A 12,122-nucleotide genomic window follows, 5' to 3' on the forward strand; every position below is an offset into this window, starting at 1 on the left:
ATGTGGTACTTACAATTCCATGTTGTGTGTGCTAAACTATTCATGTCCTTCAAGGGGCATACCTCCTTCTATGGCGAGATAAAGTGGTCGGGAAACCAACTTTATCCTACCATGTGAAGTGAGGTTTTTTTAATACCACGCTTGAAGCTCTTTAGAACCCCCGGCATAGCCAGGGGTTTTCGAAACCACAAATAAAAGGGAGCGACCTCTTAAAGGTCCTCCCTCTTTTATTTGAAAGCATTACTTCGCATTTACTTTTTCATGCTTTGCATCGATGCGCTTTTCAATCATTTCGATTTGATCGCGATCTTTTAATAATTCCTCTTTATTCTTTCTGACTAATTCAATATACGATACTTTCTTCTTTCTCATTTGTGAACTCTCCTATCTGTTGATAACTATATTTTCAGACTATTTATTTTTTTGAAACACTCTCTTGTGCCTCAAGTAAAGGATGAAAATATTTTTAACGATGCGTCCTTTTGTCTTTGTAAGAAAATCTTACACATTTCATCAGACAAACCTCATCCGCAAATAAATTTTCGTTAAATTCAGATTAATATGAAACAATGAAAATGTCAAGACTTTTGGCTCATAATATTATTTTTAAATAATTTAGACACAATATCTTAACAAAACGTTTACAAAGGCATTCTATTTACTACCTTCTGTAATACAACATATACCAACATTCTCAATCTGTTCTCATATAGGTCGATTTTCACACCGCCTTTACCCTTACCATATATTAGAATCATATTGACATCTATATGATTCTAGTATAAAATCAGTCTTTGTGTTGAATGACGTGGTTCGAAACCATCCCACGATAAAAAACTAAGGAGCGTTAACATAAATGAATACAAAAACACTTGTTGCGAACGGGATTTTAGCAGCTTTATATATTGCTGTTTCCATGCTTGTTCAACCGATTGCATTCTCTGCTGTTCAGTTTCGCATAGCAGAAATGTTTAATCACCTGATCATCTTTGATAAGAAATATATTTACGGGATTGTGCTCGGCGTTTTCCTGACCAACCTGTTATTTTCACCTATGAAAGCATATGATCTCATCTTTGGTGTCGGCCATTCTATTATTTGTTTGCTAATTACCATCTTCATTTGCAAATTTATAAAGAATATTTGGGGACGAATGATTGCCAACACGATTGTATTTACTTTCATGATGTGGATTATCGCACTTGAACTGAAATTGGCAGTCGGCTTGCCTTTCATGTTTACATGGGCTACAACAGCCATAGGTGAATTCATTGTTCTGCTTGTTGGAATGCCGCTCATTTATTTATTAAATAAACGTGTGAACTTCTATAGATTAATTACTGGCAAAACGAAGGCAAGTCAAACCTTCTAATTTGCTTGAAAAGCTGGTGCAATCGCTGCACCAGCTTTTTTATTATTCCTTCGCTTTCTCTTCTTCTAATGCTTGATCCAGCCTGTCATCGTCACCTGCGCCATCTTCAACCTTCTTCTCTTTAGATAGGAATCATCCACCTACAGCAATCAGGATAAGAACGACATAGAAGGTTACCTTCCAGCCAGTTGAATGTGAAAATCCTTCTGGCAAAATTGCCAATGCAGGATGCGCTAGCGTAGTTACTAAGAGCTTAACACCTACCCAACCGACAATTAAGAAAGCGGCGATTTCAAGCCCTGGTCTCTTATGAAGCAAATCAACAAAGATATTAGCTGCAAAACGCATGATAATTAAACCGATCATACCTCCGGCAAAGACAACAAGGAACTGTCCTGTATCCATGCTTCCAACTGTTCCCCAGCCTGTGGCAGGAAGCGCCATAGCTAAGGCGATCGCAGCCAGAATAGAGTCAATTGCAAATGCGATATCCGCTATTTCAACCTTAAGAACTGTCAACCAGAAACCGGCGTTTTTTGTTTTCTTACCAGTCTGATTCTTCGGATCATGTTTGCTGACGACCAGTTTCCGATAGATGTGATTAAATGCGATGAAGATTAAATATACGGCACCTAGCGCTTGAATCTGCCATACGTCAACAAGGAATGAAATAACGAATAATGAAGCAAATCTAAATACAAATGCACCTGCTAATCCATAAAATAGTGCTTTCTTTCTTTCTTTTTCAGGCAAGTGTTTGACCATGATGGCCAAAACTAGTGCATTATCAGCCGCTAATAATCCTTCAAGGACAATCAATACTAATAATACCCAGCCGTACTCAAATAATAATGATAATTCCAAAGATAAAACCTCCTATTTTTTATGTAACAGTACTCCAGACAAGCATTGTTTATAGTGAAATTTAGTGAGTGCCATTATCTTTTGCTTAACATTCCCTTTTTATTTCACTTAAAAACAAAAAACCTTTACCGATTCCGGTAAAGGCCCAAAAAACAAATAAAGACCTTCACCGATTGGTAAAGGTCTTGCTAACAACAGTTAATGGTTGCCAACAAAGCCGAGAGCATTTGCTCCGAACTGACGACTTTGCTGTAAAAGCTACTCCCCTTTAGGAGACACTATTCATTTGATACAACAATCTTATTCTAAATATTACTAATTGTCAAGGTGAAATTTTCAACTGTTATTGGCTCTCATGTACTTTCATTAAATGCTGGAGCATTTTAGGTAATTTTTCAAATGAAAATGGCACGTGCAATCTTTCCGTTTTTTGATGGGCATCCTTTCCAAATGGACCGACATTTATCACTGGTGCAGTCACTTTCTCCATATCTTCAAACGGTATCGAATAGAGCTTTTCTCCGCCAGGCAGATTTCGATTATATTTGTCCATATCTGATAAATCGGCATGCAGACCTGCATAGCTTAAATCAGATATACCGTTAAAATAATCCACTGCTTTTAATTCCTCATCATGTGAATGGCGGGAGTAATCAATTAGTGAAGAGGCTATTTGCTCAATGATTGGGTCCTTTACTGAATTGACCGCAGGATAATATGGAGGCGCATAGAAGAGAATAATCATCGGGCCGAGCTCCTGGCACAGCATTGCCATCTGATCAACAATTTGCATCGTTTGCTCCCGTATATCCCCATCTGTTTCATTTGCGATCGATTGCTCCATTTTTTCAATATATTCTTCACTTGTCTTCTTCATTGCGTAATTACGCAATTCATCATAATAGTAAACTTGAATGGTAGATAGCTGCGAATCATCTAATTGGTTTAATTTATATTTCCCTTTTATAAATTCTTCCATTTTTTCAGCCGCACGATTTGCAATCTCTTTCATTTCTGCCATGACATCCACTGGCGTGCGCTTCATTAACAGCAAATTGAACAAACTTACAGACCGATGCGGAATTTGTGTCGTATATCCCTTTTTCAAATCCCTTTGCAATAATAATGTTGGCGGCGGCGACATGACCCCATTTACTGTTTCTGATAGTGCTTCATTCCACTCAACCTCTCCTGTAAGTACAGAGGACATCCAGCAGGCATTCATACCAGAGAATGGCTCACCTACGTGAGACTCTTTTCCAAAACAAAGTGCACCAGGCATGATTTTTCCAATTGTACCAGTGTAAAAATAGCGCTGTTCATCCTGAGGCACTTGGGAAAACATCGGTTCAGAATTTAAATAGAGTGTATACTTCAGACCGTGCTCAGAAGCCATTTCCACAAGCTTTGGTACAATCTCGCGCATTCCTACCGAGTTGACCTCTTCATCAGGAACAGTTACTAAAACTAAATTTATTTTCCACTCCTCAAAAGCGGCTTTTTCCAAAAGGGACATATGCTGTACAAGTCCGCATTTCATGTCCATCATCCCTCGTCCAAATAGCCAGTTTCCCGATAGCAAATCATCCTTTGCATCATCAGGCAGTTCGTCAACACGCTCATGAAGCGCCTTCGTCAATTCAACCGGATTAAATGCAAGATGCTGTAATTCGCCATAATCCTCAATATCCACTACATCAAAGTGACTAATCATTACTACTGTTTTCGTCGCTTCTTCATGCCTGTACAGCGCCGTTAAAATCGACCGCCCATCTGAGGTTGGATGATTTTTCACTAATGACTGATTTCGATGAAAATATGGAATTCGCTTTAACACCTGCTCCACTCTTAAGGGAAAATATTTCTCCCCCGCAGACAAAGTTACACTATCAATCGCAACTAGTTCCAATAATGTAGTTAACATTTGATCAGCAGACTGCATAAACATTTTTTCACTCATTGGTGGAAGCCTCCCTTAAATAATAATCAGTGAAGATTGGATGTTGTCCTTGCAAAAACCTTTCCAGTCGGTTCATCGCCTCTATTAGCATCTCCATAGAATAGGCATAGGTTATCCTTATGTAGCCCTCTCCAAAAGGTGTAAACGCACTGCCTGGAACAACCGCTACTCCTCCTTGCTTTAAAAGCAGAGAAGCAAAATGTTGAGCATCTTTAAATGTGGCCGGAATTTTAGGAAAGATATAAAAGCTTCCTTCTGGCTTATCAACTTCCAGTCCCATCTGCTTTAATTTTGCATAGACAAAGTCACGCCTTTTTTGATATTCCAACTTCATTCGCTTAGGGTCATCCCTGCCATGTTTTAATGCTGCAATCGCTGCATATTGGCTCGTGATCGAAGCACAAACAGAATTATAAAGATGCACTTTTACCATTTGGTCACTAATATATTTTGGTGCGAGTATATAGCCTAAGCGCCATCCTGTCATTGAATGGGACTTGGAGAGCCCGTTTATCACTAATGTCCTCTCCCGCATTCCTTCGAAAGCAGCGATACAAGCATGGTCCTTTTCATAAGTAATTTCACTATAGATTTCGTCCGAAATAATATAAACTTCCTGTGACTTTAACCATTGGGCTATAGGCAGCAAATCATCTGCTGATAAGACGACGCCGGTTGGATTAGAAGGGTAATTAAACAATATGGCTTTCGTATTTTTGGTAACAGCTAATTCCAATTGCTTCAATGTCGGTTTAAAGCCGCTATCCGTTGTGTCAATGATCACCGGTTTCGCACCGCATAACTCAATTAACGGAATATAGCCAGTATACGCAGGAGCGAATAGGATAACCTCATCCCCTTCCTCCAATATCGTTCTAAAAGCTGTATCAATGGCTTCACTTGCCCCTATCGTAATAATCACTTCATCATTTGCATCATAATGTACGCCGTATTGATCATCATAAAACGCTTGAACCTCTTCACGGAGCTGAAGAAGTCCCGCATTATGTGTATAGGTTGAATAATCTTCCAAGATTGAAGTGATTGCCGCTTCCTTAATATGACTAGGTGTTGGGAAATCTGGCTGACCAATTGTTAGGTTGATTGCATCCGGATAATCAGTCAGCTGATTCGAAATTTTCCTGATGCCAGGCACCTCAAGCTGCAATACGCGCGAATTTAATGAACGTGTCATTTTTCTCTACCTTTCTGTTACTTCCTATTTCAATAAACCTGGAAGCCAAGTGGATAATACCGGTATATAAGTAATTAAGAATAATGTGATTAACATAGATAATAAGAATGGTAAAATCGCTGAAACGATTCTTTCAATTTTCACATTGCCGATACTTGAAGCTACAAATAAATTAACGCCCAATGGCGGCGTGATAAAGCCTATCGCTAAATTAGCTACTAGAATAACGCCAAAATGAATCGGGTCAATCCCTACAGCTGTCACAATCGGTAGCAGTATAGGTGTTAATACTACCAAAGCCGAAATCGTATCAATAAACATTCCTACAACCAACAAAATTAAGTTAATGACTAATAAAATGACTAAAGGATTACTTGATAAATCTGTGATGAATCCCGCAATGTTATTTGGGATTTGTTCAAGCGTCATAATATAGGCAAACGATATTGATAAACCAACGATAATCATAGTCGTCGCATTGATCACAATCGATTCACGAATACATTCGTATATATCCTTCATCGATAATTCTTTATGAACAAAGATACCGATGAGAGTGGCATACACTACAGCAACAACAGCTGCTTCTGTTGGAGAAAATATACCTCCATAAATTCCGCCCAATATGATCACAGGAATTAAAAGCGCCCATTTTGCATCATAAATCGCTTTTAAAACGGCCTTAAAGGAATAGTCAATCGATGTATCCGGTTTATAGTCTTTCTTCTTCGCAATTAAAAATGAGACAACCATTAATCCAAGCCCAATAATCATACCGGGAATAATTCCCGCTAAAAACATACTGCCGATTGAGACACCGCCGATAACACCGTACATGACGAATGGTATACTTGGAGGGATAATTACGCCGATTGACCCTGATGCGGCCGTTAAAGCGGCAGCGAAGCCTTCATCATATTGCTTTGCTTTCATAGAAGGAATCATAAAAGAACCGATTGCTGCTACTGTTGCCGGTCCAGATCCAGAAATGGCAGCAAAAAACATGCATGTCACAACAGTAACCATCGCCAATCCGCCGACCATCCAGCCGACTAGCATCGTTGCCAGTGTCAGAAGCCTTCTTGAAACACCTGCTTTCCCCATTAATACGCCTGCCAGCATAAAAAATGGAATAGCCAATAATGGGAATGAGTCAAGGGCCGTAAACGCCTTTTGTGTCATAATGGTTAAAGGAAGTGTCGTAGTAAAGTAAATCGTTACTAAGGCGGAGGCTCCGAGAGCAATGGCAATAGGGACGCCAATGATTAAAAATACAAATAGCGAAATGAATAAGACCGCTACTGTCATACCGGATTTCCCCCTTCTTTATAATCTGAGGAATCAGACCGCCATATCATCCATAGCTGCTGTATCAAACGGAGCGACATTCCTGCTCCCCCGATTGGAATAGCCAAAAAAGGAATCCACATCGGAATTTGCATCGCAGGTGTAAGCTGGCCGTTTCTCAAGCTGCTTATAACCAATTGCGTGCCTAAAATGGCCAATGATAAAGCAAGCGCAAACCAAACGAGGATTGCCAATGTTTCAAATACCTTTTGTACAGATTTAGTAAACAATTTAGTAAACGCCTCGATTTTAATGTGCTCTCTCAGCCTAATGGCATAGCTGGCACCAATCCATACTTGCCAGATATGTATATATCTCGCAAGTTCCTCAGTCCAGCTCGGTGCAGCAGAAAACACATATCTTCCTATTACTTGTGCGAATATGAGCAGCACCATGACTATCATTGTCAGCACAAGGAAAATCTCTTCAATATAACGATCTTTCATCTTCATGGCATGCATGCTCCTTTTAAGCATTTTAGGTTTAATAAATTTTTTATAGTTAAAAGAAAAGCCGCCCCATTAGACAATAGCTGGGGAGACCTTTTCTATTTTATTTGTTTGCCTCCAATGCCTGCTTCACTAAATCCTCACCTATCTCAGGAACATATTTGTCATATACTGGTTGCGCTGCATCTCGGAACGCTTGTTTTTGCTCGGCAGTTAGTTCGTTTACTTTCGTGCCATTGTCTTTGATTTTTTGCAAAAATTCCTCATCCTGCTGATGAGCAAGCTCGCGCTGCTGTTCCCGATATTCTACAGATGCTTCATCCACCACTTTCTGAAGATTCTCCGGCAAATTATTGTAGAAATCATTATTCATTACTAAGATTGTAGCTGCATACACATGTCCGCTAAGCGTTAAATAGTCTTGTACTTCGTAAAACTTATTCGTATAGAAAAGTGAGATTGGATTTTCCATCGCATCATAAGTTTTTTGCTGCAGTGCAGTATACAATTCACCAAAGGCAAATGGAGATGCATTTGCTCCAAAAGCTTTAAACGTATCTGTGTGAACAGGATTTTCTAATGTACGGAACTTAATCCCTTGTAAATCACCCGGACTTTCAACAGGACCATTATTATTAGAAATATTTCTGAACCCATTTTCAGCAAATACCAATCCTTTTAAATCGTTGTTTGACAGGTCGTCTAATAAAGATTGCCCTAATTCTCCGTCAAGCGCTTTATAGGCAGCTTCATTTGTACTAAAAAGAAATGGCAGATCGAAAACCATAAATTTTTTATTAAAAGATGCCAGCGGCGCAACAGCAGGGATGGTCATTTCAATATTCCCAAGCTGTACAGCTTCAATTGCTTCGCGGTCAGAAGCGTAAAGTGAACCATTTGGATATAATTGAACCTTAATTTTCCCTTCAGTGTCTTCCTCTATTTTTTTCTTAAAATTTAATGCTGCAATATGTGTCGATTGCTCCTCAGGTACAAGATAAGCGACCCTCAATGTATATTGGGAATCACCGTCATCGCTACCGCCCTCTTCATTATTCGCACCAGAAGGCCTGCCACAAGCACTTATTATGAACATGGCAATCACTAACACAACAACTGCTAATCTCTTTTTCATCTAATCTCCTCCTCTAGTTATATGCGTTTGCCAACATTGTTTAAGTGATACTCCATTTGCAGTTTTGCTGATTGAATATCTTTATGTTTTAAAGCATTGACAATGGATTTATGTTCTTCAATCGCTTCCGGAATACTAACTGGAAGCGTTTTGGATAATATAATAAATGCTCTGCTTACTTGACTGTTTAGCTGCTTAACCAATTCAACCAATGCCTTATTTCTGCTTTTGCTTGCAAGAAGTAAATGAAAATCATGATCCAAATCATTGAATTCTTGGTAGTCCTGATTTTCAAATGCTCTCTCCTGTTTGATAATATGGTCCTCCAATTGCTCAATAAACTTTGTATGAATCGATTTATTAGCAATCATCTCTAAGTTGCTAGTCTCTAAGATTTTCCTTACTTCCAACAGCTCCATCGCTTCTTGATATGTAAATGATGCCACTACTGCGGGTTTGCCTTTCGCAAGCTCAACAAGCCCTTCAGCAGATAAAAGCTGCAATGCTTCCCGTATCGGTGTGCGGCTAATGCCTAAATCTGCTGCCATTCTTTCTTCAGGCAAAAAATCGCCTGCACTTACATCACCAGAAATAATCGCCTGCTTAATAATGTTATAAGCCTGCTCCCCCAAAGACTGAACTCTTGCAACTTTTTTCAAACCATATCTACCACCCTTTATCTGTATACAGTATACAAATAATAATAATGTCTGATAAAATAGAAGTAAATGAATTTTTAAAAAATTTATAATATTATTATTGAGGTGCATAAATATGTACAGCCAACTTATACAAATATTAGGAAATGAAAAAGTAAGCCAGAACGAAACGATTCTCTTTCAACATAGTAAAGATGAATCCTATCATCCACCCGTTGAGCCTGATATTGTCGTTTTCCCAGCAAGTAAGGAGGACATCATTGAAATCGTTCAATTTGCCAATCGCCAGCAAGTTCCGATTGTACCCTTTGGAGCAGGCTCTGGTTTGGAAGGACAGGCCACTCCGATAAAAAAAGGAATATCCATCAGCTTTCAGAAGATGAATAAAATCGTTTCATTTAATCCAGAGGATATGCTGATTACTGTCCAGCCTGGTATGACACGTCTGGAGCTCAACGAAGCCATAAATAAACACGGACTTTTTTTTCCTGTTGATCCTGGTGCAGATGCGACAATTGGCGGAATGACTGCTACAAATGCAAGCGGCACATCAGCAGTTCGTTACGGTACGATGCGTGATCAAGTTTTACAATTAGAAATAGTCCTTCCTAACGGCCAATTAGTTAAGGTCGGGAGCCTAGCGAAAAAATCTTCATCAGGTTATCACTTGAACGGCCTATTTATTGGTTCTGAAGGTACACTCGGGATATTTACAGAAATCACATTAAAATTACAGGGCATACCTGAAGCAATCTTGGCTGCTCGCTGTTCTTTCCCATCAATCGAATCTTCAGTAAAAGCAGCTCAAGCAGTGCTTCAAGCTGGTATACCAGTAGGGAGAATGGAGCTGGTTGACGAAGTAAGCATGAAGAAAGTGAATGATTACAGCGACACCAGCTATCCCGAAAAACCGTCCTTATTCTTTGAATTCCACGGGAGTAAAGCCGGCATTAACGAGGAGGCTTCATTAGTTGAAATGATTGCAGCTGATCTTGGCAGCGAGGATTGGGTAGCTGAGGCGGATTCTAAAGCTAGGGCACTCTTGTGGAAAGCGAGACATGAACTGGCTTATGCATTTCGGCATGAAAACCCGAAACTTAAAGCCGGCGGCACCGATGTATGCGTGCCTATATCTAAACTTGGGGAAGTCGTAAAGTTTGCTAGAGACAAGATTAATCAATATAACATCGAAGGCGGAGTTCTCGGGCATATTGGCGATGGAAATTTTCATACGATTTGCATGTATGACCCCGCCAATGCCGAAGAGGTAAGGACAATAAATGAAATAGATCAACACATTGTGCAGCTTGCGCTATCATATTGAGGAACTTGCACTGGAGAGCACGGAGTCGGCCTTGGCAAAATGAAGTTTCAGCAGGAGGAACATGGCGAGTCGCTGGAACTGATGCAAAATATTAAAAACCTAATCGACCCCAATCACATTATGAATCCTGGAAAAATTTTTCCTTCTTAATAGAAAAATAAAAGGTGCACGCTATATCGTGCACCTTTGAGCATTCAATCACACAGTCAATACTGAAGCTGGTTGAAAGAATTCATTATATAATGCTTGAACCGCCCTTTTTTCATCTACTTCCTTCACTGCAAACATCATGCTCACCTCAGAAGAGCCCTGGTTTATCATCTCAATATTCACTTCGGCTTGGGCCAATGCATTTGCCGCCCTTGCCATCGTGCCGATATTATGGCGCATTCCTTCACCTACCACCATAATAAGTGCAAGACTGTGCTGAATATTCACTTCATCTGCCTGCAGTTCTGAAACAATTTGTTCAATAATATGATTTTCTTCTTCTGCGTCTAACTGATTTTCACGGATAATCACAGTCACATCGTCAATGCCAGAAGGAGTATGTTCATAGCTAATTCCGTATTGTTCTAAAATGGAATAAAGTCTGCGGCCAAAACCAATCTCCCTGTTTAATAAGTACTTGCTGACATAAATGCTGCAAAATCCTCCGCCACTCGCTATGCCAACAACAGGCCCGTTTGTATTATCCCTTGAGTTAACAATCTTCGTTCCTTTTGCTGCGGGATTATTTGTATTCTTAATTTGCACAGGAATGCCGGCCTGAATAGCTGGAATGAGCGCTTCATCATGCAAAACCGTAAATCCGGCATAGGACAGTTCGCGCATCTCCCTGTATGTGAGTTCCTTAATCTCTTTTGGATGCTCAACAAAGGTTGGATTTACCGAAAATACAGCATCAACATCCGTATAATTTTCGTACAGCTCAGCTTTAACCGCATGAGCTAATATCGACCCTGTCACATCTGAACCACTTCTTGAAAAAGTGAAGATGTCTCCTTCCTCACTATAGCCAAAAAATCCAGGGAAAATAATGATTTCCTCACAGTCGCGCAGTTCAACAAGCTTGTTGTAAGCTGAAGGCAGCACCTGTGCATTTCCATGCTCATTCGTTACAATTAAGCCCGCATCACCTGGATTCATATACTTCGCATGTACGCCTTTCATTTGAAAATAGCATGCAACAAGTTTGGCATGATTATCTTCGCCGCTTGCTTTCAGTGTATCTATATACTGTTCTGGATCACTTTGACTGCCATTCACTCTGGAGAGCAAATCATCTTTAATTGTCTCGATGATGGTTGGCGGTAATGCAAGATCTTCAGCTATATCCCTATAGCGTCCAATAACCTGATCGATAAATGGCTGCGGGCTTTCTCCATTCATAGCATGAAGCCCACTTGCTATTAATAAATCTGTAACCTTCTCATCTTCCGCATTTCGTTTCCCCGGTGCCGAAACAACAATAATTCGTCTACTTGGATCTGATGTAACGATATTGAATACCTTTTCCAGCTGTTTTCCTGTAGCCAGTGAAGAACCGCCAAACTTTACGACTTTCATCAAGACATCTCCCAATCTAATCACAATTTATACATTTATTCTACTACTGTTTGGAAAATAATCAAGAATTTTTTCCTCCGAGTGAGAACATTTGTATTTCTTAGAGAAACAGATGATGGTCATATTTTAATTTCAATGATAAAAAAAAGCTATACAGCAAGGTTTCCATTCGCCAGCACATTAGTTTAGTCTCGATTAACACTCTTGTGTACAGTTTTCCGCTTACACCCTTGTCATTTTGGTCTTAG

Annotated in this window: 10 protein-coding genes, 1 pseudogene and 1 riboswitch; of the genes and pseudogenes, 2 read left to right on the forward strand and 9 right to left on the reverse strand. The window is 39.7% G+C overall.

Features of this window, described 5'->3' with window-relative positions; genetic code table 11:
- Nucleotides 1-240: 240 nt before the first annotated feature.
- On the reverse strand, nucleotides 241-372 hold the full coding sequence (locus CWS20_RS27035; protein WP_083957267.1) for an FbpB family small basic protein: 132 nt from the start codon (nucleotides 370-372) through the stop codon (nucleotides 241-243).
- 430 nt (nucleotides 373-802) lie between these two features.
- A riboswitch (PreQ1 riboswitch) is annotated at nucleotides 803-847 on the forward strand.
- Nucleotides 848-856: 9 nt separating this feature from the next.
- Here CWS20_RS27035 and CWS20_RS27040 point away from each other — a divergent pair.
- Complete coding sequence (locus tag CWS20_RS27040; protein ID WP_066193575.1) at nucleotides 857-1,372, forward strand: QueT transporter family protein; 516 nt, start codon at nucleotides 857-859, stop codon at nucleotides 1,370-1,372.
- 132 nt (nucleotides 1,373-1,504) lie between these two features.
- On the opposite strand, the gene CWS20_RS27045 is transcribed toward CWS20_RS27040, so the two are convergent.
- The 7 genes from CWS20_RS27045 to CWS20_RS27075 all read right to left on the reverse strand — a co-directional run bounded on the left by CWS20_RS27045 (nucleotide 1,505) and on the right by CWS20_RS27075 (nucleotide 8,981).
- Complete coding sequence (locus CWS20_RS27045; RefSeq protein ID WP_101226460.1) at nucleotides 1,505-2,236, reverse strand: TerC family protein; 732 nt, start codon at nucleotides 2,234-2,236, stop codon at nucleotides 1,505-1,507.
- A 343-nt stretch (nucleotides 2,237-2,579) separates the two neighbouring features.
- Nucleotides 2,580-4,196, reverse strand: coding sequence for a M20/M25/M40 family metallo-hydrolase (locus CWS20_RS27050; RefSeq protein WP_066193568.1), 1,617 nt, complete (start codon nucleotides 4,194-4,196; stop codon nucleotides 2,580-2,582).
- Nucleotides 4,189-5,391 carry an aminotransferase class I/II-fold pyridoxal phosphate-dependent enzyme gene (locus CWS20_RS27055; RefSeq protein ID WP_066193566.1) on the reverse strand — a complete coding sequence of 401 codons (1,203 nt, stop codon included), beginning with the start codon at nucleotides 5,389-5,391 and terminating at the stop codon, nucleotides 4,189-4,191. The genes CWS20_RS27050 and CWS20_RS27055 overlap by 8 nt, the downstream gene beginning before the upstream one ends.
- Before the next feature lie 24 nt (nucleotides 5,392-5,415).
- Complete coding sequence (locus CWS20_RS27060) at nucleotides 5,416-6,699, reverse strand: TRAP transporter large permease (protein ID WP_066193564.1); 1,284 nt, start codon at nucleotides 6,697-6,699, stop codon at nucleotides 5,416-5,418.
- The gene (locus CWS20_RS27065; RefSeq protein WP_066193561.1) at nucleotides 6,696-7,190 is read right to left on the reverse strand and encodes a TRAP transporter small permease; all 495 of its coding nucleotides are present in this window, start codon (nucleotides 7,188-7,190) and stop codon (nucleotides 6,696-6,698) included. Before CWS20_RS27065 ends, CWS20_RS27060 begins: the two co-directional genes overlap by 4 nt.
- Before the next feature lie 100 nt (nucleotides 7,191-7,290).
- Nucleotides 7,291-8,322, reverse strand: coding sequence for a TRAP transporter substrate-binding protein (locus CWS20_RS27070; protein WP_066193559.1), 1,032 nt, complete (start codon nucleotides 8,320-8,322; stop codon nucleotides 7,291-7,293).
- Nucleotides 8,323-8,339: 17 nt separating this feature from the next.
- Entirely contained in the window at nucleotides 8,340-8,981 is a 642-nt protein-coding gene (locus CWS20_RS27075; RefSeq protein ID WP_066193557.1) for a GntR family transcriptional regulator, read from the reverse strand.
- A 115-nt stretch (nucleotides 8,982-9,096) separates the two neighbouring features.
- Here CWS20_RS27075 and CWS20_RS27080 point away from each other — a divergent pair.
- A pseudogene (locus CWS20_RS27080) lies at nucleotides 9,097-10,455 on the forward strand (FAD-binding oxidoreductase).
- A gap of 48 nt (nucleotides 10,456-10,503) precedes the next feature.
- Here CWS20_RS27080 and CWS20_RS27085 read toward each other — a convergent pair.
- Nucleotides 10,504-11,874 (reverse strand): aspartate kinase, encoded by a 1,371-nt coding sequence (locus tag CWS20_RS27085; protein ID WP_066193555.1) that lies wholly within the window; start codon nucleotides 11,872-11,874, stop codon nucleotides 10,504-10,506.
- Between the last annotated feature and the right edge of the window lie 248 nt (nucleotides 11,875-12,122).

Origin of the sequence: Cytobacillus horneckiae, from assembly GCF_002835735.1 — a bacterium.
Lineage (GTDB): Bacteria > Bacillota > Bacilli > Bacillales > Cytobacillaceae > Cytobacillus > Cytobacillus horneckiae.

What these genes read in the sequence shown, in the direction of transcription:
- CWS20_RS27035 (WP_083957267.1), bottom strand. Translation starts at nt 372, where the DNA reads ATGAGAAAGAAGAAAGTATCGTATATTGAATTAGTCAGAAAGAATAAA.
- CWS20_RS27040 (WP_066193575.1), top strand. Translation starts at nt 857, where the DNA reads ATGAATACAAAAACACTTGTTGCGAACGGGATTTTAGCAGCTTTATAT.
- CWS20_RS27060 (WP_066193564.1), bottom strand. Translation starts at nt 6,699, where the DNA reads ATGACAGTAGCGGTCTTATTCATTTCGCTATTTGTATTTTTAATCATT.
- CWS20_RS27055 (WP_066193566.1), bottom strand. Translation starts at nt 5,391, where the DNA reads ATGACACGTTCATTAAATTCGCGCGTATTGCAGCTTGAGGTGCCTGGC.
- CWS20_RS27065 (WP_066193561.1), bottom strand. Translation starts at nt 7,190, where the DNA reads ATGAAGATGAAAGATCGTTATATTGAAGAGATTTTCCTTGTGCTGACA.
- CWS20_RS27050 (WP_066193568.1), bottom strand. Translation starts at nt 4,196, where the DNA reads ATGAGTGAAAAAATGTTTATGCAGTCTGCTGATCAAATGTTAACTACA.
- CWS20_RS27070 (WP_066193559.1), bottom strand. Translation starts at nt 8,322, where the DNA reads ATGAAAAAGAGATTAGCAGTTGTTGTGTTAGTGATTGCCATGTTCATA.
- CWS20_RS27085 (WP_066193555.1), bottom strand. Translation starts at nt 11,874, where the DNA reads ATGAAAGTCGTAAAGTTTGGCGGTTCTTCACTGGCTACAGGAAAACAG.